At 57.7% G+C, this 25,160-nt stretch carries 26 protein-coding genes; 14 read left to right on the forward strand and 12 right to left on the reverse strand.

Going from position 1 to position 25,160, the window contains the following annotated elements:
* Positions 1–114: 114 nt before the first annotated feature.
* On the reverse strand, positions 115–1,317 hold the full coding sequence (gene tyrS / locus ACN0XM_RS18520; protein WP_417568420.1) for a tyrosine--tRNA ligase: 1,203 nt from the start codon (positions 1,315–1,317) through the stop codon (positions 115–117).
* A 304-nt stretch (positions 1,318–1,621) separates the two neighbouring features.
* Here tyrS and ACN0XM_RS18525 point away from each other — a divergent pair, with 304 nt between their 5' ends.
* Together ACN0XM_RS18525 and ACN0XM_RS18530 are read left to right on the forward strand one after the other, a co-directional pair.
* The gene (locus ACN0XM_RS18525) at positions 1,622–3,034 is read left to right on the forward strand and encodes a peptidoglycan DD-metalloendopeptidase family protein (RefSeq protein WP_417568421.1); all 1,413 of its coding nucleotides are present in this window, start codon (positions 1,622–1,624) and stop codon (positions 3,032–3,034) included.
* 4 nt (positions 3,035–3,038) lie between these two features.
* Positions 3,039–4,136 (forward strand): anhydro-N-acetylmuramic acid kinase, encoded by a 1,098-nt coding sequence (locus ACN0XM_RS18530; protein ID WP_417568422.1) that lies wholly within the window; start codon positions 3,039–3,041, stop codon positions 4,134–4,136.
* 13 nt (positions 4,137–4,149) lie between these two features.
* Here ACN0XM_RS18530 and erpA read toward each other — a convergent pair whose 3' ends face one another.
* From erpA to argC, 4 genes are all read right to left on the reverse strand, one after another.
* Positions 4,150–4,482 carry an iron-sulfur cluster insertion protein ErpA gene (gene erpA / locus ACN0XM_RS18535; protein WP_417568460.1) on the reverse strand — a complete coding sequence of 111 codons (333 nt, stop codon included), beginning with the start codon at positions 4,480–4,482 and terminating at the stop codon, positions 4,150–4,152.
* A gap of 84 nt (positions 4,483–4,566) precedes the next feature.
* Positions 4,567–5,058: a bactofilin family protein gene (locus ACN0XM_RS18540; RefSeq protein WP_417568423.1), complete on the reverse strand. Its 492-nt coding sequence runs from the start codon at positions 5,056–5,058 to the stop codon at positions 4,567–4,569.
* A 1-nt stretch (position 5,059) separates the two neighbouring features.
* Positions 5,060–5,800, reverse strand: a complete 741-nt coding sequence (locus ACN0XM_RS18545; protein ID WP_417568424.1) for a DUF6776 family protein — start codon at positions 5,798–5,800, stop codon at positions 5,060–5,062.
* 16 nt (positions 5,801–5,816) lie between these two features.
* Positions 5,817–6,854 carry an N-acetyl-gamma-glutamyl-phosphate reductase gene (argC, locus tag ACN0XM_RS18550; protein WP_417568461.1) on the reverse strand — a complete coding sequence of 346 codons (1,038 nt, stop codon included), beginning with the start codon at positions 6,852–6,854 and terminating at the stop codon, positions 5,817–5,819.
* A 152-nt stretch (positions 6,855–7,006) separates the two neighbouring features.
* On the opposite strand from argC, the gene ACN0XM_RS18555 reads away from it, so the two are divergent.
* From ACN0XM_RS18555 to ACN0XM_RS18580, 6 genes are all read left to right on the forward strand, one after another.
* The gene (locus ACN0XM_RS18555) at positions 7,007–8,782 is read left to right on the forward strand and encodes a chloride channel protein (RefSeq protein ID WP_417568425.1); all 1,776 of its coding nucleotides are present in this window, start codon (positions 7,007–7,009) and stop codon (positions 8,780–8,782) included.
* Positions 8,783–8,785: 3 nt separating this feature from the next.
* Complete coding sequence (gene hemJ, locus ACN0XM_RS18560; RefSeq protein ID WP_417568426.1) at positions 8,786–9,208, forward strand: protoporphyrinogen oxidase HemJ; 423 nt, start codon at positions 8,786–8,788, stop codon at positions 9,206–9,208.
* Between the two features lie 41 nt (positions 9,209–9,249).
* Positions 9,250–10,008, forward strand: coding sequence for a bifunctional hydroxymethylpyrimidine kinase/phosphomethylpyrimidine kinase (gene thiD, locus ACN0XM_RS18565; RefSeq protein ID WP_417568462.1), 759 nt, complete (start codon positions 9,250–9,252; stop codon positions 10,006–10,008).
* Positions 10,005–10,664 (forward strand): thiamine phosphate synthase, encoded by a 660-nt coding sequence (gene thiE, locus ACN0XM_RS18570; protein ID WP_417568463.1) that lies wholly within the window; start codon positions 10,005–10,007, stop codon positions 10,662–10,664. Before thiD ends, thiE begins: the two co-directional genes overlap by 4 nt.
* Before the next feature lie 15 nt (positions 10,665–10,679).
* Positions 10,680–11,960 (forward strand): glutamate-1-semialdehyde 2,1-aminomutase, encoded by a 1,281-nt coding sequence (hemL, locus tag ACN0XM_RS18575; protein WP_417568427.1) that lies wholly within the window; start codon positions 10,680–10,682, stop codon positions 11,958–11,960.
* Positions 11,961–12,304: 344 nt separating this feature from the next.
* Complete coding sequence (locus ACN0XM_RS18580; protein WP_417568428.1) at positions 12,305–13,222, forward strand: lipase family alpha/beta hydrolase; 918 nt, start codon at positions 12,305–12,307, stop codon at positions 13,220–13,222.
* A gap of 33 nt (positions 13,223–13,255) precedes the next feature.
* Here the strand turns inward: ACN0XM_RS18580 and ACN0XM_RS18585 are convergent, their stop codons facing one another.
* The 4 genes from ACN0XM_RS18585 to ACN0XM_RS18600 are packed head-to-tail and all read right to left on the reverse strand — an operon-like array spanning position 13,256 to position 16,293.
* Entirely contained in the window at positions 13,256–14,572 is a 1,317-nt protein-coding gene (locus ACN0XM_RS18585) for a tetratricopeptide repeat protein (protein ID WP_417568464.1), read from the reverse strand.
* Positions 14,573–14,631: 59 nt separating this feature from the next.
* Positions 14,632–15,006 (reverse strand): hypothetical protein, encoded by a 375-nt coding sequence (locus tag ACN0XM_RS18590; RefSeq protein ID WP_417568429.1) that lies wholly within the window; start codon positions 15,004–15,006, stop codon positions 14,632–14,634.
* The gene (locus ACN0XM_RS18595) at positions 15,003–15,701 is read right to left on the reverse strand and encodes an anti-sigma factor family protein (protein WP_417568430.1); all 699 of its coding nucleotides are present in this window, start codon (positions 15,699–15,701) and stop codon (positions 15,003–15,005) included. The genes ACN0XM_RS18590 and ACN0XM_RS18595 overlap by 4 nt, the downstream gene beginning before the upstream one ends.
* Before the next feature lie 4 nt (positions 15,702–15,705).
* The gene (locus ACN0XM_RS18600) at positions 15,706–16,293 is read right to left on the reverse strand and encodes an RNA polymerase sigma factor (protein WP_417568431.1); all 588 of its coding nucleotides are present in this window, start codon (positions 16,291–16,293) and stop codon (positions 15,706–15,708) included.
* A 224-nt stretch (positions 16,294–16,517) separates the two neighbouring features.
* Here ACN0XM_RS18600 and ACN0XM_RS18605 point away from each other — a divergent pair, with 224 nt between their 5' ends.
* Complete coding sequence (locus ACN0XM_RS18605; protein ID WP_417568432.1) at positions 16,518–17,450, forward strand: DUF4382 domain-containing protein; 933 nt, start codon at positions 16,518–16,520, stop codon at positions 17,448–17,450.
* Positions 17,451–17,498: 48 nt separating this feature from the next.
* Here ACN0XM_RS18605 and ACN0XM_RS18610 read toward each other — a convergent pair whose 3' ends face one another.
* Both ACN0XM_RS18610 and mrcB read right to left on the reverse strand, forming a co-directional pair.
* The gene (locus ACN0XM_RS18610; RefSeq protein WP_417568433.1) at positions 17,499–18,074 is read right to left on the reverse strand and encodes a tetratricopeptide repeat protein; all 576 of its coding nucleotides are present in this window, start codon (positions 18,072–18,074) and stop codon (positions 17,499–17,501) included.
* Positions 18,071–20,401, reverse strand: a complete 2,331-nt coding sequence (gene mrcB / locus ACN0XM_RS18615; protein ID WP_417568434.1) for a penicillin-binding protein 1B — start codon at positions 20,399–20,401, stop codon at positions 18,071–18,073. The genes ACN0XM_RS18610 and mrcB overlap by 4 nt, the downstream gene beginning before the upstream one ends.
* Positions 20,402–20,522: 121 nt before the next feature.
* On the opposite strand from mrcB, the gene ACN0XM_RS18620 reads away from it, so the two are divergent.
* Genes ACN0XM_RS18620 through ACN0XM_RS18630 form a run of 3 tightly spaced genes read left to right on the forward strand, consistent with a single transcriptional unit; the run spans position 20,523 to position 22,885 of the window.
* Positions 20,523–22,112 (forward strand): AAA family ATPase, encoded by a 1,590-nt coding sequence (locus ACN0XM_RS18620; RefSeq protein WP_417568435.1) that lies wholly within the window; start codon positions 20,523–20,525, stop codon positions 22,110–22,112.
* Between the two features lie 36 nt (positions 22,113–22,148).
* The gene (locus tag ACN0XM_RS18625) at positions 22,149–22,517 is read left to right on the forward strand and encodes a pentapeptide repeat-containing protein (protein ID WP_417568436.1); all 369 of its coding nucleotides are present in this window, start codon (positions 22,149–22,151) and stop codon (positions 22,515–22,517) included.
* Entirely contained in the window at positions 22,514–22,885 is a 372-nt protein-coding gene (locus ACN0XM_RS18630) for a Rieske (2Fe-2S) protein (RefSeq protein WP_417568437.1), read from the forward strand. The genes ACN0XM_RS18625 and ACN0XM_RS18630 overlap by 4 nt, the downstream gene beginning before the upstream one ends.
* Here ACN0XM_RS18630 and sfsA read toward each other — a convergent pair.
* The gene (gene sfsA, locus ACN0XM_RS18635) at positions 22,869–23,600 is read right to left on the reverse strand and encodes a DNA/RNA nuclease SfsA (protein WP_417568438.1); all 732 of its coding nucleotides are present in this window, start codon (positions 23,598–23,600) and stop codon (positions 22,869–22,871) included. The two genes, ACN0XM_RS18630 and sfsA, sit on opposite strands and share 17 nt — an antisense overlap.
* 179 nt (positions 23,601–23,779) lie before the next feature.
* Between sfsA and dksA the strand changes: the two genes are divergently transcribed.
* Both dksA and gluQRS read left to right on the forward strand, forming a co-directional pair.
* Positions 23,780–24,220 (forward strand): RNA polymerase-binding protein DksA, encoded by a 441-nt coding sequence (gene dksA / locus ACN0XM_RS18640; protein ID WP_417568439.1) that lies wholly within the window; start codon positions 23,780–23,782, stop codon positions 24,218–24,220.
* 62 nt (positions 24,221–24,282) lie between these two features.
* Positions 24,283–25,155, forward strand: a complete 873-nt coding sequence (gene gluQRS / locus ACN0XM_RS18645; RefSeq protein WP_417568440.1) for a tRNA glutamyl-Q(34) synthetase GluQRS — start codon at positions 24,283–24,285, stop codon at positions 25,153–25,155.
* Positions 25,156–25,160 lie beyond the last annotated feature (5 nt).

Genomic DNA, 25,160 nt, shown 5'->3' on the forward strand with positions numbered 1-25,160 from the left:
TCGAATCCGGAGCCGCTTAAGTGGCTTGCCCCTCGAAGGAGATGCGCATTCTACAGACCTGCCCCAAAGTGTCAACGGTGATCCTGAAAAAATCTCAAAATCACCAAAAACCGGTTACGCAGTGATCAGAACCCGGGCTATTTTCTTCTTTCCCGCCTGTATAACGCAGTTATCGCCTTCGACAAACATCCGATCGCCCTCAAATTTATGGCCATCAATGAAAACTGCTCCACGCCCCAGCACATCACGAGCGGCCGCACCGTTCTTTACCAGACCCGCCAAACGCAACACCGAAGCCATTGGCATCCCGGACTGACCCTCAAGCGAAACCTCAACGGCAGGAACATTCTCGGGAATCTCTCCAAGGGAAACCCGATTCCCAGCTGATTTGTGCGCCGTCTTTGCAGCCTCTTCATCATGGAAACGGGTAATGATCTCTTCCGCCAACAACTTTTTATAGTCCTGAGGATTAGCCCCCGCCTGCACTTCGTTACGGAACACCTCCACCTCCGCGAGCGGGCGAAAGCTCAACAGCTCAAAGTAACGCCAGAGAAGGTCATCCGGCATTGACAATAGCTTGGTGTACATCTCCCCCGGAGAATCATTGACACCGACATAGTTGCCAAGGGACTTGGACATCTTCTGAACACCATCAAGCCCCTCCAGAATCGGCATGGTCAGAATTACTTGAGGAGACTGGCCATAATGTTTCTGGAGAATCCGTCCCATCAGCAAGTTGAACTTCTGATCGGTCCCACCCAGCTCAACATCTGCCTCAAGAGCCACCGAATCGTAACCCTGCACCAGAGGATAGAGAAACTCATGGATCGCGATGGCCTGCTCCGCCCGATAGCGCTTAGTAAAGTCATCGCGCTCAAGCATACGGGCAACGGTATACTGCCCCGCCAACTTGATCATATCGGCCGCGGTCATCTTGTTCATCCACTCGGAGTTGAAAACCACACGGGTTTTCGACGGATCGAGAATCTTGAACACCTGTTCTTTATAGCTGACCGCATTATCGGCAACCTGCCGCTCCGTCAGGGGGGGGCGGGTTGTACTCTTTCCGGTCGGATCGCCAATCATCCCGGTAAAGTCACCGATCAGGAAGATCACCTCATGCCCCAGATCCTGAAACTGGCGAAGCTTATTAATAAGGACGGTGTGCCCAAGGTGAAGATCGGGCGCGGTGGGATCGAAGCCGGCCTTTATCCTCAGAGGACGGCCTTCTTTAAGCTTTTCTACCAACTCAACTTCCGGAATGAGCTCGTCTACTCCGCGCTTGATAATCGCCAACGCTTCATCAGTGGATGCCATGAACAACACGTCCCCAGTTTTGATCTTGAAAGATGCTATCGGTTACAGACTTCAACAAAACAACTCTGTGAATTACCCGCTCTCCTGCTAAAGTAGTTTGACCAGAATTTGATCAACGCCAAAGCAAAAGGGCGGCGCATTATAACAACGCCGCACAAAGAAATCCGGAGAATGGAGCAGTAACCGTAATGTTCCACGCTGTCCCGCATGCATTTTATACGGTAATCTGTTGGAATAACCTTGACCAAAAGCTTTAATTAGATAGTACAAGCTACCGGAATACCGATCAAAACGGGTGTGACACGTGCTGAAAATGTTTCCAAAAACACACATTACCATTGCTGCAGCGGCGACTGTGATTGTTACCGCCACTGTTCTCATGAGCCCCAGCAGCAATGTCGAAGCCAAGCGGATGTCCTATGCACTGGATCTCGAGCAGGGGACCGTCGCAAAGGCGAACGCTGAGCCAGAACAGTCAGAGCAACCTGCTTCGCCCTCAGTGGAAGAGCAGTCGGAATCATTGCCTGTGGCAGATGGTGACGAGCAGTCCGCCCAGCAAGTCAGCGTCACCGAGCCAGCGATTCCAGCCACGGCGGAACAACCCGAACTGAAGTGGGAAACCTTCGCCATCAAGTCTGGAGATACCCTGTCTTCATTGTTCAAGAAGGCTGGATTCAATGATGGCATCATGCTCTCGGTGATTCACGGGGACGGTAAAGCTGGCGAGCTACAGCGCCTCTACGCAGGTGAAACGATCCGTTTCGCTACAACGGGTGACGGTGGCCTGGCTTCGATTGAGCTGCAGCGCAACCTCCTCGAAACCCTTAAAGTCAGCAGGGAAGGTGAAAGCTTCAAAGGTGAGATGGAGGTTCGCAAACCTGAAGCACGGCCCGCGTTTGCTTCCGGAACAATTGACGGCTCTCTTTATCTTGCAGCCCGCGAAGCAGGACTCAATGACCAGCTAACTATGGAGTTGGCCGGCATCTTCGGGTGGGAAATTGACTTCGTATACGATGTTCGCAAGGGCGACCAGTTTGAAGTGGTCTATGAGGAGCTCTATCTCGATGGCGAGAGATTTGGCGCTGGCCGCATCCTCTCTGCGAGATTCGTGAACCGTGGCGAGGAGAACATTGCCCTACTCTATACCGACAGCAACGGCGACAGCGACTATTACAACCCCAACGGCAAGAGTATGCGCAAGGCATTTCTGCGTACGCCGATTAATGCGCGGGTATCCTCGCCGTTCAATCTGCAAAGGCGTCACCCTGTTCTGGATGTGGTTCGTCCCCACGAGGGCACTGACTATGGCGCGCCTCCTGGAACTCCCATCAAGGCGGCCGGAGCGGGACGTGTAAAGTTTGCTGGATGGAAAGGCGGTTACGGCCGCACTGTCATCCTGAAGCATGGCGACAACATCACCACGCTTTACGCCCATATGAGTCGCCTTGGGAAGGGCATGAAAAACGGCACCCGGGTAAAGCAGGGCGAAACGATCGGCTATGTCGGCTCCTCCGGCATGGTAACAGGGCCACATCTGCACTACGAATTCCGGCTTAACGGCGCTCCACGTAACTCACGCACCGTAAAATTGCCAGACGCCAAACCTATTCCGTCTTCGGAGATGGCGCGCTTCAAGCAGATCACCGATCAACGAATCGCCCAGTTTGGTGTTTTCCGCGAGAGCTACCAGCAACTCGCACTGGCTTCAGACGATTGAACGCATGAATACCTGGATCGGATTGATGTCCGGCACCAGCATGGACGGCATTGATGCCGTGCTGGTGTCTTTCCAGGGACAATCTGCACAAATCCACGCATCTCACACCATACCCTACCCCGATCAGATCCGGCACAGACTCCTGGCCGCAAGCCAGAATGAGGCGACCCCCGATGAAGTCGGCGAACTGGACACTCTGACAGGCAGACTGTTCGCTCAGGCCGCGACTGAGGTGATACGACACTCGGGGCTTCCACCGTCGGCCATTCGCGCTATCGGCAGTCACGGCCAAACGCTCCGCCACCAACCCTCCGGGGCATCGCCTTTTACCATTCAGATTGGCAACCCATCCGTTATTTGTGAAGCTACCGGCATTACCACCGTCGCCGACTTCCGCAGAAGGGACATGGCTGCCGGAGGCCAGGGCGCTCCGCTAGTTCCTGCGTTTCACAAGGCCTTTTTCAGTTCAGATACAGAGGATCGCTGCATCCTTAATCTCGGGGGCATTGCGAACATAACCTGGATTTCGGCCCACGAGGGCAGCCCGGTAACCGGTTTCGACACCGGGCCAGCCAACGCCCTGATGGATGCCTGGTGCCTGGATCAGACCGGGCTTCCTTTTGACAGCGATGGTCACTGGGCCAATGAAGGCAGGGTAAATCAGGAACTGCTCAGCGATATGCTATCGGATGCCTATTTTGCAAGGAAACCCCCAAAAAGCACCGGCAAGGAGAGATTCAATCTGGACTGGGTAAAAACGCAAGTACGTCGCCATCCAGACATCCCTGCCGAGGATATTCAGCGAACCCTGCTGCAGCTGACAGTCGCAAGTGTGGTAAACCAGCTGCCCGAAACCCGGGGGCTCCGGATCTATACTTGCGGCGGTGGCGCGCGGAATCCATTATTGATGGCAGAGCTTGAGAAAGCCTTGCCGGACTCTCGACTCGCGCTGACCTCGGACTTGGGCCTTGACCCGCAAATGGTGGAGCCAGTGGCGTTTGCCTGGCTGGCCAAGCAGACCCTCGAAGGATTGCCAGGCAACTTGCCTGAGGTAACAGGAGCATCCGGCCCACGAATCCTGGGGGCCATCTACCCGGCCTGAAGCCTTCGTGAATTCAGATTGAGAAGGAACTGCCACACCCGCAGGTTGAACTGGCATTCGGGTTCTGGACAACAAACTGGGAGCCCTGAAGCCCTTCCTGATAATCAATGGTGGCACCGACAAGATATTGGTAGCTCATTGGATCAACCAACAGATAAACACCGGCACGCTCGATAACGGTGTCTTCATCATCCTGACTTTCGTCGAACGAGAAACCATACTGAAACCCGGAACAGCCTCCCCCCGTCACGAAGACGCGGAGTTTGAGCTCGGCGTTACCCTCTTCCTCGATTAACTCACGCACTTTGGCAACAGCGCTGTCACTGAAGAAAAGCGGTGTGGCCATTTGTTGCTGGACTGCACTCAAGTTCGCCTCCGGATTATCGCTAACAACTCAGGCGATTATGGTATTCCTGACTAAAACAATCAACTATTCGGACTTTCCACCATCGCCCGGCTCTTCATCAGACTCCGCCGGCTTGTCGGCACCGAGCGCCTGTTCCTGCGGTTTCCGGGTCGAGGGACCATCCTGAGCAAGCAACCCGACCGGTTCCCGTTGATGGACCAGGTTGCCGTTTACCGACGCCCCCATCGCCATTTCAATGAGGTTGTAAAAAACACTTCCGTTAATGGACGCCTTTTCCGCGAGTTCAAGATGGGCCGAAGCGTAGACATCACCATTCACCGTCCCATTAATGATCACGTGAGGGGCGTTGATATCGCCGGTGACCTCTCCGACCTCGGAGACCCTGAGCACGGCATCCGTCCCTTCATCAGCAACCACTTTACCGCGAATACGGCCGTCCACATGCAGCCCACCCGAAAAGTGAACATCCCCCTCAATGGTCGTACGGGAGGAAACCAAGGTGTCAAAATGGCCAGTGGGCCTGCGCGACTTCGGCCTTTTTTTCTTTCCAAGCATGTCAGTTCTCCGTCAAATCATCCCAGTTAAAGGTACGCTCGGCCTGCGAGGACTTCCGCCCCTCCGCCTGGGCTACCACCTGAATCTCGATTGGCTCAAATTCGTCCGGCAACGCCAGGGTACCTTCAACATCCTGGAAATACCGGAAACGGAACTTCACCCCGAGATCCTCGATATCCTCAGAAAGATCACGCAGGGCAATCACCTCTTTTTCCTCGTCACGCATACCAATGACGTTCACGGCCACCACACCGGAGATGTAGCTCTTGTTATTGCCGACCTGTGTCAGGACCAACTTGAAATCGAAGGCGCCCTGACTGCGATTGGGGGTCATCGTGAAGCTGTCTACCTGCAATCCTTTGCTGGCTTCCGAGGGCGCCATGATGTTTTTATAGAAGGTCAGGTCCGATTGCAGTGACACAATCCGGGTTTCAAGATCGACAATGGTTTTCCGGGCCTGGTTCAGCGCCTGCTCATCTATCACTCGCCCGCGCTCAAGATTGATCAACTGCTGCCGGGCTTTCCGGTAGTCATCACGAAGAGTGTCGACTTCGTTTTCCAGCACCTGGTTCGATTCTTCCGCACTGGAGAAACGGAACCCGCCCTGCGCCAGGCCTGCCGCATACCCGGCGACAGCAGCAACCAGAGTGAACACCAGCAGAATTGCTGTTCTGCGCAGGCGATAACCCGGGCGATGCCGGATCACTACATACTCTTCGGCCGGCTTTCTCTGCTCGCTCACAGTTTTTCCTTCGGCATTACGGAAGAAGCGCCGGGGCCTCAAGCCCCATGGTTTCTTTCAGCCCGAACATGATGTTCATGTTCTGAACCGCCTGCCCGGCGGCGCCCTTCACCAGGTTATCGATGACCGAAGACACAATCACAATGTTGCTTTGCTCCTGCCGATGCAGCGCCATACGACACTGGTTTGCCCCCCTTACGCTCCGGGTTTCCGGATGACTACCAAAGGGCATGACATCGACGAACGGTTCTGCCTGGTAACGCTCTTCAAAAAGCGCCTGAAGCCGGCCGAAATCTGCCGGATTTGTCAGCTCAGCATAGAGGGTCGCTTCGATACCTCGGATCATCGGAATCAGGTGCGGAACAAACGTCACCCCCACGTCACTGCCAGCTGCGCCGGATAGCCCCTGACGAATCTCTGGCAGATGGCGATGACCGGAAGCGCCATAGGCCTTGAAGCTCTCGCCAACTTCCCCGTGCAACATGCCGATCTTGCCCTGCCGGCCGGCACCGCTGGCTCCGGATTTGGCATCGGCAATCAGGCGGGAAGGATCAATCAGGCCCTGCTCAAGCAACGGCAGAAAGCCCAACTGGACGGCGGTCGGGTAACAGCCCGGGTTCGCCACGAGTTGTGCTTCGCGGATTTGATCCCGAACCACTTCCGGCAGCCCGTAGACCGCCTTCTCAGCCCATTCCGGGCTTTCGTGGGGCAGGCCGTACCAGTTTGCCCAGACGTCCAGGTCTTTCAGGCGGAAGTCCGCGGAGAGATCAACCACACGCACACCGGCCGCCATCAGCTCCGGTACCATCCGCATTGCTACACCATGGGGCGTGGCAAAGAAAACCAGATCGCATGCTGCCAGCACGCTCACGTCCGGCTCAGAGAATGCCAGGTCATAGTGCCCGCGCAAATTCGGATACATATCCGCAACAGGCATGCCGGCTTCCGAGCGGGAGGTAATACAACTGACCGAAACTTCAGGGTGAACCGCGAGGATTCTCAACAGCTCCACACCGGTGTACCCGGTGCCACCAACGATGCCTACTTTAATCACCATTATCTCCAGCGACGTCGTATCAGTTTTGAGGTTTGACCGCCTAGTCTACCATGATAAACCAATGACTTATTGCAGCCCTCAGGGCTACCGTTACAATGTTGTCAGAAACCTTCTGGCGGTCCATCCAACTTCACCGGAACCCCGGCCCCATGCAGAAAATCTGGCACCAGATTACCGAGCACCTGATTCCTGTTTTCCGGCGCAGACTATCCGGTGTCGACGCATTGCCGCAACTCGCTGTGCTCGGCCTGTTATCGGGCCTGATCACTGGTGGCGTTATCCTGGTTTTCCGCCTGGCCATCGAATGGCCCCTCGAGCATTTTCTTCCGGGGCAAGGCTCAGAATCGTTCGAGGAACTGGACCTGCTGACCCGCGGCCTGCTTCCTCTTGGGGGTGCTCTTTTCCTGGGATTGATGCTCCATCGGCTGGCCACTCATGATCGCAAGGTGGGCATTGTCCATGTTATGGAGCGCCTGAATTATCATCAGGGCTACATTTCCGTTCGCAGTGCCACCGTGCAGTTCATCTCAGGCGTGGCTACGGTGATCAGTGGTCAGTCAGCCGGCCGGGAGGGCCCGGCCGTGCATCTGGGGGCCGCGTTCTCCAGTCTGATGGGGCAGTGGATGCGCCTGCCAAACAACAGCATCCGGACCCTGGTTGCCTGCGGGTGCGCCGCGGCGATTTCCGCCTCGTTCAATACGCCGATTTCCGGTGTGATCTTCGCCATGGAAGTGGTGATGATGGAATACACAATTGCCGGATTTACCCCCATCATCCTGGCCGCAGTCAGCGCCGCGGTGGTCACCCAGGCGGTATATGGCGCAGAGCCAGCGTTCAGCGTACCGGCGCTAACCATGAATTCCCTGCTTGAAATCCCCTGGATTCTGGCAATTGCCGTGATCATCGGTATTGCCGCTGCCCTGTTTATTCAACTGGTGGATACCATGGGCAAACACAACCACCGGCCGATTCTTTTGCGCATTATCATCGCGGGTTTCCTGATGGTGCCCTTTGCCATTCTGGTTCCGGAAACAATGGGCATCGGTTACGACACCGTCAACGAGACCATCAATGGCCAACTGGGATTCTGGCTGCTGTTAGGAGTGGGCATTGCCAAACTGGTTATCACGTCACTGTCGATTGGGCTGGGCATGCCCAGCGGCGTAATTGGCCCCACACTGTTCATGGGCGCAACCCTCGGGGGCGCCATGGGCTTGATTGGGGCCCAGGTCCTGCCTGAACACGCCTCTTCGGTCGGCTTTTACGCCATGCTTGGGATGGGGGCTATGATGGGAGCAGTCCTCCAGGCGCCTCTGGCTGCCCTCATGGCCCTGATGGAGCTGACCCGAAACCCCAACATCATCCTCCCGGGCATGCTAATCATCACCATTTCAAGCCTTGTGACCAGTGAAGCCTTCGGCAAGAAATCACTGTTCCTCACCATTCTCAAGAATCAGGGACTGAGCTACCAGAATTCACCGGTTATACAGGCCCTGCGTCGGGTATCCGTGGGTGCCATTATGGACCGCAGCATTCTGCGCACCGAGCGGCACCTGACGATCGAAGAGGCCCGGAAGGTCCTGAAATCTGAACCCAAGTGGCTGGTTGTCGAGGGCAGCACCGGACCTACCTCCCTGTTACCGGCGGTGGATCTCGCCCGTTACCTTGAGGACACCGAGAAGCGGGTTGCCGAGGAAGAGATCCAGCCGCCGGAATCCATCGATCTGATGGACATTCCCGCCAACCGCCGTGACGTCGCTCCGGTACAATACCAGGCCACTCTCGAGGAGGCCCTGGACCAATTCGATTCAACCAATGCCGAGGCCCTTTACGTACAACGGCATGTAGCGCCTATGATACAACGGGTTTACGGTGTGGTGCTCAAATCTGACATCGAAAGTTATTACCAATACCGACGGAGCTGACGAATGCTGTGGGTCAAGGCCTTTCATATTATTTCATTGGTGTGCTGGTTTGCCGGCATATTCTATTTGCCCAGGCTTTTCGTCTACCACGCCGCCTGCGAAGATAAACCCGGGCTAGAGCGGTTCAAGATTATGGAGCGCAAGCTCTACCGCGGCATCACCACGCCTTCGATGATTGCCACGGTTGTCTTCGGGGTATGGCTGATCAGTTACAATGTTTCCGGCTACTTCAGCCAGGGCTGGCTGCACGCCAAGCTGCTGCTGGTCGCTGTGCTGATCGCCTACCATTTCTACTGTGGACATCTGGTCAAAGTCTTTCGGGACAACCAGAACACCCGAAGCCACGTATTCTATCGCTGGTTCAACGAACTGCCGGTCTTTATCCTTCTGGCGGTTGTTATCCTGGCTGTTGTCAAACCCTTCTAAGGAGGTGGGTCATCAAACGCTATAACCGTCCCCAGGTATTAATACTCTCCGGTCTGGACCCCTCTGGCGGCGCGGGTATACAGGCAGACATCCAGGCAATCACATCTCTGGGCTGCCATCCTTTGCCTGTGCTCACCTGCCTCACCGTTCAGGATACCCGGAACGTTTACGACGCCGACGCTGTCTCTGCTGACCTGATCCGCAGGCAGCTGCAGTGCATCGCAGACGATGCCCCGATTCACGCAGTGAAAACCGGTGCTCTGGGAAATGCCGCGGTGGTGAGCGTGCTGGTAGAGTTCATGGGCGAACGCCCGGGCCTGCCGCTCATCACCGATCCCGTAATCAAGGCCGCCGGCGGGGGGGACCTGGCCGACGACGAGCTGATTGCCGCCATGAAGGAGCGTCTGTTTCCACTGGCCGAAATGATTACCCCGAATGGAGTCGAACTCGCTCTGCTGGGGGGCAGTGAAAATCCCGACGAGGCAGCAGAACATTTACTACGGGGCGGGTGTCAATCGGTGCTTGCAACCGGGGGCCATGGCACCGGCATCCACATCACCAACACACTTTATAATCACAGCCCGGAGCCCATGCGCTGGGAGATCGAGCGTATTGGCGGCGAGTACCATGGCACCGGCTGCACGCTGGCTGCAGCCATTGCTGCAGGCCGGGCCTCGGGCCTGTCGCCTCGCGCCGCCATTTCCCAGGCCCAGAACTACGTCAACCACGCCATTCTGCATGCACTTGAGGTTGGCAAAGGTCAGCCGGTACCAGACCGGGGTATTCTGTGGGAACGATAAATAAAGGGCTGCGCCCGGGGCTCTATGCCATAACTGACAGCCAGCTCACCCCGCCTGCCATTCTCATTGAATCGGTTGAAGCGGCACTGCGGGGTGGCGTGGTAATGGTACAATATCGGGAAAAGTCCGCGCCAATGGCCGAGAGACTCACCCAGGCCAGAAACCTTCAGGCCGTCTGCCACAATGCCGGGGTGCCGCTGTTGATCAATGACGACCCGGAACTGGCAAAACGGGTTGGAGCTGCCGGAGCTCACCTGGGGCAGACCGACGGCTCTCTGGCCGCTGCTCGCCGGCTGCTCGGGGAGCAGGCGATCATCGGAGTGACCTGCCACGCCGACCTGGCATTGGCCCAGGCCGGGCTAGAGCAAGGTGCCGACTACCTGGCATTCGGGCGCTTTTTCGTGTCCTCGACCAAACCGGGGGCACCGGCGGCATCGCCAGAGGTGCTCACCGAGGCGAAACGTTTCCATCGCCCCCTGACCGCCATCGGAGGAGTAACCACAGAAAACGGCGAACCCCTGATTCGTGCCGGTGCCGACATGCTTGCCGTGGTTGGCGGCCTGTTCGGGGGTAGCCCTGATGACATTGAGCAACGGGCAAAAGCATTTGAACGACTGTTCGCAAGACATCATCCACTTTTTTCACTTCCTAAATAACAGGAGCCCAGACACATGACGCACTCCGAAACTCTTTTCGAGCAGGCTCAAAAATACATTCCCGGTGGCGTAAATTCGCCGGTTCGGGCCTTTCGCGGTGTCGGGGGAACGCCCATCTTCTTCAACCACGCAGAGGGCGCCTACCTCTACGACGAGGACGGCCAGCGCTACATTGACTACATCGGCTCCTGGGGGCCGATGATCCTTGGCCATTCGGACAAGCGCATCAAAGATGCCTTGCATGCTCAGGTTGATCTCGGCATAGGCTATGGCGCCCCAACAGCGCTTGAGACCGAGATGGCCAAGAAGGTCTGCGAACTGGTGCCTTCGATCGACCTGGTCCGCATGGTGAACTCCGGTACCGAGGCAACCATGAGCGCGATCCGACTGGCCCGGGGCTTCACCGGCCGGGACAAGATTGTGAAGTTCGAAGGCTGCTACCACGGCCATGTGGACTCCCTTCTGGTAAAGGCGGGGTCCGGCGCACTGACCCTAGGCGTACCGAATTCACCGGGCATCCCTGCCAGCCTGGCCGAACTCACCCTGACACTGACCTATAACGACATTGACAGCGTGCGGGAGACCTTCAGCAAGATGGGCGACGAGATTGCGGCAATCATCGTGGAGCCGGTTGCCGGCAACATGAATTGCATTCCGCCAGTACCGGGGTTCCTTGAAGGGCTACGTGAGGTATGTGACGAACATGGCACGGTGCTGATTTTTGACGAGGTAATGACCGGTTTTCGGGTCTCCCTCGGAGGTGCGCAGGGGCTGTATCGCGTGACCCCTGATCTCACCGCCCTGGGTAAAGTGATTGGCGGCGGGCTCCCGGTTGGCGCCTTTGGCGGCAAACGTGAAATCATGGAGCATATCTCTCCGCTGGGCCCGGTCTACCAGGCCGGCACCCTCAGCGGGAACCCGCTCGCCATGTGTGCGGGCCTGACGACACTTAACGCGATTTCCGAGCCCGGTTTTCACGATCGCCTGACCGAGAAAACCAATGCCGTCTGCCGAGGCCTCAAGGAGGCCGCCACTGCCACCGGCATTCCCATGACCGTTCAGGCTTCCGGCGCAATGTTTGGTTTCTTCTTCACTGATGAACCTTCGATTACCCGCTTCGACCAGGTGATGGCTTGTAATGTCGACCGGTTCAAGAGCTTCTTCCAGGGCATGCTGAAGGAGGGCGTCTATCTGGCACCCTCCGCCTTCGAGGCCGGGTTCACCAGCGCTGCACTGTCTGAAGAGGATATTGCACATACCACCGCAGCGGCCAAGAAGGTCATGGCCACGCTCTGATCCCTCAGACTGGTACTCAACAGTCAACCTACCCTGCAGGTCAGCTCCGAGCTTGTCCTGCGGGGCCATCCATGTGACAAACCTCACACTTCCGGAGCGAGTACGTCCGGAAAGCCTCTTCTGCCGTTGACTTACCTATGTCGCTGATCAAATTATGACACATCTCTACCGAGATGCTCTGACGGCACCAATCTAACAAACACAAGAACGAAGTCAGCGCACGGAAGCACTCTATCTGTCTCAAGGCAGATGCATCATGAGAAAGAAGTCTCTGGAGCAACCCGTTAGGTTGAGCCGCAGTTTGAATAACAAACACAACATCAAATCAAACTGTAGGAATGACGATGAAACTATGGATCAAAGCAATGGCCCTGGCCCTGACTGTGGTCTGGTCCGCCCCCTCCGCCGCCTGGTGGTGGGACTCTACTCCTTCAAATTACACCGATACCCGTTACCCGGTTGTGCTGGTACACGGCATGTTCGGTTTTGATTCCATTGCCGGCGTCGATTACTGGTACGGTGTGGCTGAAGATCTCCGAAAATATGGCGCCGATGTATATACCACCCAGGTACCAGCCCTGGACAGCACGATTGCCCGCGGCGAAGCTCTGTTGCCTCAGGTGCAGGCCATTGCCGCAGTGCATGGCAAGGTAAACCTGATCGGCCACAGCCATGGCGGGCCAACCGCCCGCTACATAGCGCGGGTTCGGCCTGATCTGGTGGCTTCCGTGACCTCGGTTGGCTCCCCCCATAAAGGCTCCCCGGTTGCTGACCTGATTTACGGCTCGCCAGCCGAAAGTCTGGCCGCAAGCCTCGGCGATGCGCTTGGAGGCCTTATCGACCTGCTCTCCGGTGGCGGTTACAAACAGGACCTGCGCTCCAGCCTCTACTCGCTGACAACTCAGGGTAGTGCCGAATTCAATAACTTCGCCCCTGCCGGGGTTCCGGCGGCGTGCGGCGAAGGAGCTTACTCCGCCAACGGCGTTCGCTTCTATTCCTGGGGGGGCACCGGCGTTCTGACCAACGTGCTGGACCCCTCTGACGCCCTGCTCGGGACCACCAGCCTGGCGTTCGGCTTCAGCCAGAACGATGGCCTGGTCGGGCGCTGCAGCAATCGCTTCGGCAAGGTTATCCGAGACAATTACTTCATGAACCATCTTGATGAGGTAAATCAGGCACTGGGACTTCACAGTCTGTTCGAGACGGACCCGAAGGCCGTTTACAAGCAACACGCCAACCGACTGAGGAATGCCGGTCTGTAATCCGCAAACAGCCTTCCGGCTCTTAAAAAAGGGCTAGAAGGCACCCTCCAGGGTCAGCATGAAAGTCTGGCGCTCATACCCATACTGCGCCAGGCTGCTGCGGTTATCGCGGATCAGCCACTCGCCCCGCACCAGCCAACGGGTATCCAGTGATCGCTCCGCCAGCACTCCGACCTCAAGGCGGTTATCCTTCCTGTGCCCGCTCTCACCGGCTGAAGCAACCAACACGTGGGGCTCCTGGTATCGGCTGAAGCGAATTGAGCCGAGCGCTCCGATGACCAGGCCCGGTTGCCAGCGGTAACGGGCAGCCACCTCCAAAGTGTGATGAAGGGGCGACACACTGATAAATTCGTCTGTTGTGCGCAGGTCCCGGCGATCGTTGATTTCCAGTGCGTATTCGCCATCAAACCGCCAGCTCCCGAAGTCATTCAGCGCATGCAGGCGCGCCCGGTACCACTGGCCATCATAGGCATCAAAGCCTGAACCACCGTCAACGGTAGCCGCTGCAAGGGCCAGGCCACACTGGTCAGCGTGACCCGCCCAAGCACACCCTCTCCAGCGATAATATCCCTCAACACCGTATCGGCGCTCCAGGGACTGACGATCAAACCAGGACTGAACAACGGACACCACGGCTCCCCGCTCCCCATCCTTGAGAGGCTCGGACCACCCCAACCGCCCCTGCAAAACCCGGGTATCGTAGTTTCCATCCGATGGGTATTCGCGAGCGTAGGCTGCCACTTCCAGTGCAATTCGGGAACGGGTACCCGCTGATTGTTCGAGCGTTCCGGCTACCAGCGTGTCGAAGAACACACCGCCTTCACGGGACGCGGCGGCTTCAGGCAAGCCGGCGATGTTGGAGTCATAACCTCCGGAAAAGGCCAGATAGCCGGAACCTTCAGATTGGCCGTCAGGGAGAGCGGCTTGGTCACCCAGCTCATTCAACCGGGCCACGGACAGGGCCCGAATTTTTTCCGGAGCACCGGCGGCAACCAATTGCTCAAACCAGTCTCTGGCTGCCTCCCGATCGCCCTTGGCAAGCGCTACCAGGCCAAGATTGTAGCGCGCCAGTGCGCTGTTCGAACCGTCCAGCAGGGCACGGAAGGCTACTTCGGCGGCAGCGTGGTCCCCGAGCTGGTAACAGGTAACACCAAGGTTGTAGAAAAGGGAGGAGGATGTCAGGCCCGCGGCGACGGCGCTTTCAAAGTAGGCCCGGGCCGCCTGCAGGTTTCCGTTTTCAAATGATTGGATGCCGTTGCGGAAATGCTCCAGTCCAGCATCGGATTCAGCCGCCCGAAGTTCAACGGGAGCAAGCACCAAGAGGGACAGGAACAGGGCAAGCCAGTACACCAACAAACAGATTTCTCCGGATTGTTCATCGCAGGGCAGGCTGGCCTACTAACTCAGTTTCAGCGTTCCCGTCCCGCGGCATCTGGCAGTTCAGGGCGCTCGGGCCGCTCGGGGCGCTCGGGCCGGCCTTCAATCAGGCCCCGGGATTTCCGGGCCGCCTCAGACATCGATTCACCAAACTCGCGGCCACTTTCACGGGCTTCCGTGGCTGCATCCAAACCCCGTGAGCCAGGCCTATCCGGGGCGTCGGGCGTTTCAACGGCAAGCGGTAGCTCAATCTCCCGAATTACTGAGTCGGTAAGCTCAACATCATCGGTCACCATGCGCATGGTAACATCCAGATCATCGCTGGCCAGTGTCGTTATCGGCACCAATAGACCGAAAGCCAAGAATCCAGCTATCCGAACAGTCAGGAAAAGGCTGTAACGCTTCATGATTCTGGTTCCTCAACCGGCAGCACCGGGTATTCCGGAATAGGGGCCCGGAAGGTTTTCTGGCGATCACCGGTATCCAGTCGCGCCACCAACTCGCCCGCTCCCGGGAACAGTAACTTCAAAGGCAGCGACAGGACATTTTCCCCCGCATCAAGGCTCACTTGCCAGCTGAGCTGGTGATGGCCTGGCCATGAAGCCAGTTCGACATGAGGCGGCAGTTCCAGTGTCAGAGTGACATTCTCCAGTGCCTCACCGGAGCGGAACGCCAGGCGAACCGTCTTATCAACCGGGGCTACGACTGGCTCCGACGGCTTTTCAACAACAGAATCCGAGGAGGCAATACCGGAGGTCGCACCTTTGGTTAATCCCGTCTGCTGCAGCAGGACACCCAGACCAATACCCAGAGCAAGAGCCGCCGCAATGGCTCCACCCAGTGCCGGGTGGCTCCATCCGGCACTAGTATCGGTATTACCCTGCGCCGCGGTAAAAACACGCTTCTGAAAATCCTGGGACGGTGCGGGGATGACGAACCGCTCCTGCAGGGCGTCGTTCAGAACGCACTCCGACGCAAGTACCTTGCTGCATTCCTCACAGGCAGCCAAATGCTGAGCCATCCTATCGTGCTCCGCTGCGGAAAGTTCGTTTCTGACGTAGCCGGGCAAATTAACCCGAATTTCATTGCAGGACATTGTCATCACCTCACTCTCTCACACGATCGACTGGCTCGATTGGTTCCAGCTCCCGCTGCAGTTTTTTGCGCAAGGCGGCCCGGCATCGGTGCAGCCGGGACTTCACTGTTCCCAGCGGGATATCCAGCACATCGGCCAGGTGTTCCTGGGGCCAGCCATCCACGTCATGGAGCAACAACAGGGTTCGCTGATCCGGCGTCAGTGTTGCCAACACCCGATCCAGAACTGGCCCGAGCCGGGCGCGCTCCAGTTGAAGATCCGGCCCGACGCTGTCGGATTCCAGGCTGTCCAGCCAGTCCACCTGGCTTTCAGGCCCGACAAGCTCTGTCAGCGGGCGGTCCATTTGCCGGTTTTTACGCCGGATCTGATCGATAAACTGACGGTACAAAACCCGGTTAAGCCACGGCCGTAGCTGCTCGACCGCCTCCAACTCATGTAGCCGCGGATACAATTTGATGACCACATCCTGCACCAGATCTTCTGCATCCTGCTGCTGCCCGGCCAAACGGAACGCGAACCGGTACATAGCCTCCAGATGAGGTTGAACCAGAACTTCAAACCGCCGCGCCTTTGAAGGCTTGAAAGGAAATATTGCCAAAGCCGTTGTTCACCTGCGTGGGTTGATTCCAGCGGCGCAGTCTATAACAGACTGCCCGGCCGGTGCATTTGCCGTTTTTGCCAAACGATCAGTGAGCCATTGCCGGGACATGAGGAAAGGTTAACAAAACTTCCGGAACCCCGCTCCCTTGCCGATCGTTATACCGGGGTCAGGTAGCGACATTGCTACGCTACAGCTCTCTAGAATAAGCCATGGAGGTTTATATGAAACGTTCGATTCAGCTGTTCACTGTTTCGGCACTAGCTGCAGGCATTGCAGCTTGTGGTGGCAGCAGCGACGGGACCAGCGCAGGCTCCACCGGCACGGTTTCGTTTAATGTTACAGACGCCCCAGCGATGAAATTCTCTAACGTCACCATCGCATTCACTGGCATGTCCCTGAAGCCCGCAGATGGTGAGTGGGTCGAATTCAATTTTGATCAACCGAAGACCTGGAACCTGCTAGAGCTCCAGGGTGGCCTGAGTGAGCCGCTGATTACCGATGAGGAGGTTCCTGCAGGTAACTACACGCAGCTACGTTTGCTGATCGATACCGACGGATCCTTTGTCAAACTCGAAGATGAGCCCGATATAGAGAGATCCCTGGCAGTTCCTTCTGGTGAGCAGAGTGGCCTGAAACTGAATGGTGATTTCCTGGTTGCTGCCAACACCGAGACGGATTTCACCATCGATTTTGATGTCAAAAAGTCCATCGTCAACCCTCAAGGCCAGTCGCTGGCCGATTATCTGCTCAAGCCGTCCCTCCGCCTAGTCAATAATCTGGAAGTGGGTTCGGTTAGCGGGGAAGTCGACTACGCGACTATTAATTCAACCCGGCTGGCGGACGATCAGCTCGCTGATTGCGCCTATGAAGGGTCGGTATACGTTTTCCAGGGGCCTGACGTTGTGCCCACAGACATCAATGTCAACAGCGAAGACGGACAGCCGGTTATGGCAGTGCCGGTATCGAATGAGGATATGGTCGGTTTGTACACCTACACAGCGGCATTCCTGCCCGAAGGGCGCTACACAATCGCCTATAGCTGTCAGCTGGATAACAATGAATCCGGCGACGAACTGGACTTCCAGGGCACACAGAACGTCACTGTCATTGCCGATTCAGAAGTACAGGCAGAGCCGATTCCGCTGCCCCAATAAGCCGAATAGTGCTGCCTATCTGAGCCCCTGCCTGTGCAGGGGCCTCATTTACAGGGCCGCCGCCCTTGCCTCCGCCTGATCCGCTCCCGCCACATTGCCTCTTGCCCGCCGGATATCCGCCAGCAGCAACCAGCCCGCCCGCTGCAACCGGGTATCGTTTCCGGCTAAAGATAGCCCCTTAAGAGTGAACTGTTCAGCAGAGCCCAGCTGGTTACTGGCTACGTAGGCCTCCGAAAGCTTGAAGTAGACTTCCGCCGAGCGGGGCGCGATCCGCTGGGCCCGTTCGAGCAGGGCAATCGCCCCGGAGGTGTCCCCCTGTTTCAGTAGCCCATCTGCCTCGCGCACCAGGCTGAGTGCAGCCGCCGACAGCCCCTCCCCCGTTTCACTGTAGCTCGGGGAACTGGTTCGGGCTGGTTCCTGCTCGGATGGAGGTGCCGCAGGCTGCTCGCTTTTGCGCCAGACCGGCGCTTCATCCTCTCCGGCACTGGTTCGTGGCGGCTCTGGTGCCGTGGCGGGCTCACCACCAACCGGCACATAAATTCCGCCACCCGGGCCGGAGGCGCAGCCCGTCAGGGTTAGCAGTGTAATGATGAGCCCTGTTCTGAACGTCGTCTTGATCTTCATTGGAACAATCCTTCAAACCAGCCCCGGATACGCCGCTCAAGAGTTCCGGAGCATGAAACTGTTTGCGTGGGTTCGCTGCCGGCGATGAAAGGCAGCAGACGGGCATTGTCGCAGTATTCGTCCGTCAGCGCCTGGCGCTCGGTATTGACCCAGTGGTAGTTGACCCCATCCGGCACCACGGGCGAAAAGCCATGCTGCGGCACCTGAGCCATAAAGCGGGACCAGACCGGCAGCGCTCCACTGGCGCCGGTCAACGCGGTTGCGCCATTATCATCGCGACCGACCCAGGCCACTGCAAGCAAATCCCCACTGAATCCGGCGAACCAGGAATCCCGGCCGTCATCCGTCGTTCCCGTCTTGCCCGCCAGGGTTAATTGCTGTGGCAAGGTGTGGTAGGCGGAGCGCCCTGTGCCTTCCTGCATGGTTTCCTGCATCGCATACTGCAGCAGATGCACGGCTGCAGAGTCGGCAACCTGCTCCACCTCCAGGCTGTACCGTGAGAGAGCCTTCCCGTTCGCATCGGTAACCTCCCTAATCGTCCTTAACGGCGCATTGAAGCCGGAGGTCGCCAACCCCTGATAGATCTGGGCAACGGTGATCGGGCTCATGGAGACTGATCCCAGCAGCATGGACGGGTATTGGGAAATCGGAGTATCAACCCCGAACGCAGTCAGCGCGTCACTGACCACATCCACGCCGATATCCAGCCCAACCCGCACGGCTGGCAGGTTATAGGAGTGCGACAGCGCCTTGTGCAATGGCACCTCTCCCCGCTCTTTGCCATCGTAATTCTTCGGCTGCCAGCGCCGGCCATCATCAAACTCGAGGGTGAACGATTTATCGAGTACCGGTGTCATCAGGGTGTAACGCTCGGGCCGTTGCAACGCCGACAGATAGATGAACGGCTTAATCAGCGAGCCAATCTGGCGATTGGCGTCCAGAGCCCGGTTGAATCCCGCAAACCGGGGATCTTTTCCGCCGACCAGGGCCAGGACTTCCCCGGAATCCTTGGACGTCACCACCAGCGTGGCCTCCAGTGATTCCGCAAGCTTTGCGCCACCGAGCCTTGGCAAGGTGTCAGTAACGGCAAATTCTGCGGCGTATTGGATGGCCGGGTCCAGGGTGGTGAAAATTCTCAGGCCTTCACTGCGAAGATCTTCTTCCTTGTAGTCACGGGCCAGGTGCCTGCGCACGAGATCAATGTAGGCCGGGTAGCGATTCTCTGAATAGGAGGGGCGTTCACTGACCCCAAGCGGAAGGCCCCTGGCCCTTGCTGCGCGCTCGGATTCAATCAGCCCGGCCTGCTCCATTTCCGAAATCACAAGGTTCCGGCGCTCTGTTGCCCGATCGGGATTTCGCCGGGGGTTGTAGTAGCTCGCGCCCTTGACCATTCCAACCAGCAGGGCAATCTGGTGCACGTCCAGATCCCTCAGGGACTGGCCAAAGTAGAACTGGCTGGCCAGGCCAAAGCCGTGAATGCTGCGCGTACCGGCCTGCCCCAGATAGACTTCGTTCAGGTAGGTTTCAAGGATGTCGTCTTTTTCATAATGGAGCTCCAGCAAAACCGACATGATGGCCTCGTTGCCCTTGCGCAGCAGTGTCTGATCGCGGGTCAGAAAGAGGTTCTTGACCAGCTGCTGGGTCAGGGTGCTGCCACCCTGAACGACACGCCCGGCCCGGATATTCGCCAGCATGGCCCGGCCAATGGACAGGGGTGCAATCCCGAAATGATCATAGAAATTTCGATCTTCCACCGCCATCAGCGTGGCCGGCAGTAAAGCAGGGATCTGACCAAGCTCCACCAGCACCCGATCTTCCTTGTGAGCTGGATAGATTCCGCCGATCTGGGCAGGTTCGAGGCGAATGATCGGTGCCGCCTGTCCCCGAATCACCGAGAAGCTCTGGACACGGTCGCCCGAGATCGTCAATGAAACCTTGTGTGCGGGTTCATCACCTTCCGGGAAGGAGAAGCCCCGGGTGCTGATAATGAAACGGCCACCGTTGCGCTGGTAACTACCAGGGTTATCGCCTGCGCCTTTGTGAAAACCGGATAGCTGGAGCTCCCGCTCGAGCGCACCCGCGCTGACACTGGCGCCTTCAAATAGTTCCAGAGGGCGAGCATACACCCGCGACGGAACCTCAAACCGACGCCCTTCGAAACGGGACGTGATTACAGCGTCGAGGTAGACCGTCCAGCCCGCGAGCAAGACGAGGCCAATGGCACAAAACCGGAGCATGAAACGCCAGAACCATGGCCGACGACCATTACTCGGTGACTTTCGGGAGGGCTTTCGCCTGGACGGGGAAGATGAGCTGGATTTTTTCATGACCGGATTATAACGAAAGGAGCGGCCAGGAAGGCAGGCCAACCGTGTGTTATTTCTGTAATCTGACCGTTATGATAGGGCAATAAAAATCAATGAGTTCAGGGAACGCGAGGAGAACGCCGTGAGCGAGACATCCCCAGGCAATCTGATTCTGGCACTGCAGAATCCAGAGCTGTACGACCACCCGATTAAAGACTTTGAGGTTATTGAAACTCACATCTCCCAGGTTATTCTGACCGGCGATTACGCCTACAAGATCAAGAAACCGATGGATTTCGGTTTTCTGAACTTCTCCACCCTCGAACGCCGGAAACACTTCTGCGAAGAAGAACTCCGACTCAATCGCAGGCTGGCAGAAAAGCTGTACCTGGATGTGCTGCCTATCACTGGCACTCCGGAAAACCCCAGTATCGGCGGCAAAGGCGAGGCCTTCGAGTACGCCATCAAAATGCGCCAGTTCGGACAGGACCAGCTGTTCGACCGCCTGCAGGAGCAGGGAGAGCTGGCCCCGGAACTTCTGGCCAGCCTGGCGCAGCAGGTTGCCGCCTTCCACGAGCAGTTACCACCGGTACCCGAGGACAAACCGTTCGGAACGCCCGAAGCGGTCTTTGCTGCGATGCAGGAAAACTTTGACCAGGTCCGCCCGTTGATTGACGACGCCGATCTTCTCATGCAATTGGACAACCTTCAGGCCTGGACCGAATCCACGTTTGAACGCCATCGCGACCTGATCGCCAGTCGGCGGGCCGGCGGCCTGGTTCGTGAGTGCCATGGCGACCTGCATCTGGCCAACATTACCCGATTTGAAGGCGAAGTTACCGTTTTCGATTGCATCGAATTCAGCGAGCCTTTCCGCTGGATTGATGTGATCAACGATCTGGCGTTCCTGCTGATGGATCTGGAATCCCGCCGGGAAGGCGCGCTGGCCAATCTGGTGCTGAACACCTATCTGGAGTACCGGGACGACTTCGAAGCCCTGCCCCTTCTGCCTCTATACAAGGCGTACCGGGCCATGGTCCGGGCCAAGATTGCGCTGTTTACCATGGGCAATCCATCCCTCACCAAGGGCGAAAAAACCGATCTGATGCAGCGCTATCGTGATTACGCCCAGCTGGCCGAAGATTACAGCACCATCCCTAATCACTATCTGCTGGCAACCACTGGCCTGTCCGCCAGCGGCAAAACCTGGGTCAGCGCCTCCATGGCTGGCGAACTGGGCCTGATACGCCTGCGCTCAGATGTTGAACGCAAGCGTCTGCACGGGCTTGCTCCCCTGGAAAGTTCGCGTTCCCCCACTGGCGGCAACCTTTACACTGAGGAGGCTACGACGAAAACCTACCAACGCCTGGCAGAACTTGCCGGCCAGGTTCTAGCGGCCGGCTTGCCGGTTATCGTGGATGCCGCCAGCCTGAAAGAAAAGGAGCGGTCACTGCTGGCATCCGTGGCGGAAGCCCAGGGCGTCCCGTTTGCACTGATACATTGTGAGGCGCCGGAAACATTGCGCCGGGAATGGATCCGCAACCGCAAGGGAGATGCGTCCGAGGCAACCGAGGAACTTCTGGACGCTCAGCAAACCTGGTTTGAACCACTCACCGCCGAAGAGAAGAGCCACACCATCCACCTGCACACAGACCAGGAACATGTAGCAGAAGCGGTGGCGGACCGGATCCGACAGCATCTTGGCATTCCTTTCGGCAAAACCGGCAATTAAAACAACAGGTTCCCACTGGCCAGTACGAGGCATACGATGGACGACAACCGCGAACACGAAGTACATCAGATCAGCCACCCTTTGTATGACCTCCTTCGCAGTGAGGACATGCAGGCCTTTAACGCCGAGAAGGCACGGCTCACGGAGTTGCCCAGCTTTGCTCACGGCGATTTCCGGGGGCTGGACCTGCGCGGATTGGATGCCAAGGGATTGGATTTCCGCCATGCTTACTTTCGCGGCACGGACCTGCGAGGGATCGATTTTTCGAAATCCAGAATGGAAGGTGCGAGCATTGCCAGCGCCAAGATTTCCGGCTGTTATTTTCCGCACCGGTTGGAGGCGGATGAGATTGTCATGTCCCTGAACCACGGAACTCGCATGCGTTACACCATACTGCCGAAATGACCAGCCGCAAGCGCCCATGGCAAGCAGTTTGTCCGGTTTCCGACCTGACGCCGGGCAAATTTGTCGAGTTCCGGCTGCGGGAAAAAGCGCGGGAGCCGGAAGGTATGCCATTAACGGGTTTTCTGTTTCTGGATGGCTCCACACCCCGGGCCTACCTGAATATCTGCCCGCACCTGGGCGTCGAGCTGAACTGGATGCCTGGGCGTTTTATGGACTCCGACAACCTGTTCATCCAGTGCTCGACCCACGGGGCGCTTTTCAAGCCCTCGGATGGGGAGTGCATCGCCGGCCCCTGCCAGGGGGATGCACTTACCGAACTGGACCTGCGGCAATGGGAGAGCCAGATCGAGATCAGACTTCCAGAATAACCGGCACCGATTCGGTAAGGGTCAGCACGCCCGTGGGGCTGCTATCGCTCCCGCACAGGTCGGCCCGATAGGCAATCACTTCCACGCCGGCATCGCACGCCTCACGTAGCAGCTCGCCGTACTTCCGGTCAATGTGGTCCGCCGGCCGAACCGTTTCGATACCGGTGTGATTGACGACAAAAAACAGGACGGCGCGCTCACCCTGCTGAACCTGCACCATCAGCTCGCGAAGGTGCTTTTGGCCACGCTCGGTCACCGCATCCGGGAAAAAGCCCTGGCCGTTATCCGACAGCGTGACATTCTTCACTTCCACCCAGGCGTCTGGCGCTGTCCCATGGCCGGAAAGCAGCAAATCAATCCGGCTTTTTTCCAACCCATATTTCACCTCCGCCCGGCATTCCTGATAACCGGACAATTCCACCACGGCTCCCGCCTGCACGGCCTCCCGGGCCTGAGCATTAGGCCGGGCGGTGTTCACGCAGGCCAGCTGACCGGGCGACGTCTCCACCAGCTCCCAGGTGTACGGGAGCTTGCGCTTGGGGTTGTCACTACGGCTCAGCCATACGCGGGCATTTTCAGGCTGGCAACCCAGCATGGAGCCGGTGTTCGGGCAATGGGCGGTAACCTCAGTGCCGTCGGGGAGCCGAACATCCGCCAGGAAGCGTTTGTAGCGGCGTATTAGACGGCCTTCAACCAAAGGTTCTGGAAACTTCATGTGATCTCCATACAAAAGTAGGTGTCACAAGGCTGGCACCCCCGTGACTAATCTGCTATTTTCCGCAAATTCCCGTTTCAGGACGAATGCTTCATCCAGGGTACAACCGCGCAGCCACGGGGGCTCACGCGGAGTGGAGCAAAGCGTTCTTGTGAAGTACAAACAAGAGGCCGGGTTCAATGGCAAATACTGCAGAACAACCACGCGAACGTTTTACCAACTTCACCCCTTACGAAATGAAGAAGGGTGAAGACTACATGAGTGCTGAGATGCTTCAGCACTTCAAGAATCTGCTGCTGCAGTGGAAGCAGGAGCTGATGGAAGAAGTTGACCGCACCATGCACCACATGCAGGAAGACGCGGCAAATTACGCGGATCCCAGTGATCGCGCAACCCAGGAGGAGGAATTCAGCCTGGAACTGCGTACCCGTGACCGCGAGCGGAAACTGATCAAGAAAATTGACCAGACCATCGACCGCATCGACAAGGACGACTACGGCTTCTGCGATCAGTGTGGCGTGGAAATTGGCATCCGCCGCCTGGAGGCTCGTCCGACGGCCACCCTGTGCATTGACTGCAAAACCCTGGCCGAGATTCGCGAACGCCAGACCGGCATCTGAGCCGGCCATTCGACAGCCGCCGGCTTTGCATCCCTCAGAACAAGGCCGGCTGACTGACTGCCATGAACAATCCCCACTACCGCGGTCGGTTCGCGCCTTCTCCGACCGGCCCATTGCATTTCGGCTCACTGGTAACCGCGCTCGCCAGCTTTCTGGAAGCCCGCAGCCAGGGTGGCCAATGGCTTATCCGCATTGAAGATCTTGACCCTCTGAGAGAACCTCCGGAGGCTACCGGCCAGATTCTCGCCAGCCTGGATGCCCACGGCCTGTTCCCGGATGAGCCGGTCCGGTTCCAGTCCCGTCGGCACGACGCCTACCAGGCCGCCATCAGCCAACTGCTTGAACAGGGAGATGCCTACCGCTGCCCCTGCTCTCGAAAGGAACTGCAGGCCAACGACGGCCGACACCCCCATCATTGTCGCAACGGCTGCGCTGCTTCTGGCGACCGCCCTTTTGCAATCCGGTTTGCCCTGAAGGATGACGACTGCCACTGGCAGGATCTGCTGCTGGGGCCACAACAACAAAGCGTGCAGGCAGAGTTGGATGACCCGGTCATTCTCCGCAAGGAAGGGTTTTATGCCTATCAGCTTGCCGTGGTTGTCGATGACATCGACCAGGATATCACCGATGTGGTTCGCGGCTCAGACCTGCTGGACATGACGGCCCAACAACAACAGATCTACCGGGCGCTGGGCTCCAGGTCACCGCACTGGCTTCATATTCCGGTCATTCTCAACGAAGAGGGCCAGAAACTCAGCAAGCAAACCCATGCGCCGGCTCTGGATGACAACAGCTCCGGCAAGAACCTGTTTGAGGCGCTGGTCGCCCTGGGCCAGAATCCGCCGCGGGCGCTGGCACAGGCCCCGGTGGAGACGCTTCTGGACTGGGGACAGGCAAACTGGCAACGGGGCGCCATCCACCTGACATCCCGGTGAGGGAC

Origin of the sequence: Marinobacter sp., assembly GCF_048269445.1 — a bacterium.
Lineage (GTDB): Bacteria > Pseudomonadota > Gammaproteobacteria > Pseudomonadales > Oleiphilaceae > Marinobacter.

Coding starts and splice junctions, on each gene's coding strand:
- ACN0XM_RS18630 (WP_417568437.1), top strand. CDS start 22,514: ATGACCAGCCGCAAGCGCCCATGGCAAGCAGTTTGTCCGGTTTCCGAC.
- dksA (WP_417568439.1), top strand. CDS start 23,780: ATGGCAAATACTGCAGAACAACCACGCGAACGTTTTACCAACTTCACC.
- ACN0XM_RS18540 (WP_417568423.1), bottom strand. CDS start 5,058: ATGCTTGGAAAGAAAAAAAGGCCGAAGTCGCGCAGGCCCACTGGCCAT.
- sfsA (WP_417568438.1), bottom strand. CDS start 23,600: ATGAAGTTTCCAGAACCTTTGGTTGAAGGCCGTCTAATACGCCGCTAC.
- erpA (WP_417568460.1), bottom strand. CDS start 4,482: ATGGCCACACCGCTTTTCTTCAGTGACAGCGCTGTTGCCAAAGTGCGT.
- tyrS (WP_417568420.1), bottom strand. CDS start 1,317: ATGGCATCCACTGATGAAGCGTTGGCGATTATCAAGCGCGGAGTAGAC.
- mrcB (WP_417568434.1), bottom strand. CDS start 20,401: ATGAAAAAATCCAGCTCATCTTCCCCGTCCAGGCGAAAGCCCTCCCGA.
- ACN0XM_RS18555 (WP_417568425.1), top strand. CDS start 7,007: ATGCAGAAAATCTGGCACCAGATTACCGAGCACCTGATTCCTGTTTTC.
- hemL (WP_417568427.1), top strand. CDS start 10,680: ATGACGCACTCCGAAACTCTTTTCGAGCAGGCTCAAAAATACATTCCC.
- ACN0XM_RS18625 (WP_417568436.1), top strand. CDS start 22,149: ATGGACGACAACCGCGAACACGAAGTACATCAGATCAGCCACCCTTTG.
- ACN0XM_RS18595 (WP_417568430.1), bottom strand. CDS start 15,701: ATGACAATGTCCTGCAATGAAATTCGGGTTAATTTGCCCGGCTACGTC.
- ACN0XM_RS18580 (WP_417568428.1), top strand. CDS start 12,305: ATGAAACTATGGATCAAAGCAATGGCCCTGGCCCTGACTGTGGTCTGG.
- ACN0XM_RS18605 (WP_417568432.1), top strand. CDS start 16,518: ATGAAACGTTCGATTCAGCTGTTCACTGTTTCGGCACTAGCTGCAGGC.
- gluQRS (WP_417568440.1), top strand. CDS start 24,283: ATGAACAATCCCCACTACCGCGGTCGGTTCGCGCCTTCTCCGACCGGC.
- hemJ (WP_417568426.1), top strand. CDS start 8,786: ATGCTGTGGGTCAAGGCCTTTCATATTATTTCATTGGTGTGCTGGTTT.
- ACN0XM_RS18610 (WP_417568433.1), bottom strand. CDS start 18,074: ATGAAGATCAAGACGACGTTCAGAACAGGGCTCATCATTACACTGCTA.
- ACN0XM_RS18590 (WP_417568429.1), bottom strand. CDS start 15,006: ATGAAGCGTTACAGCCTTTTCCTGACTGTTCGGATAGCTGGATTCTTG.
- ACN0XM_RS18530 (WP_417568422.1), top strand. CDS start 3,039: ATGAATACCTGGATCGGATTGATGTCCGGCACCAGCATGGACGGCATT.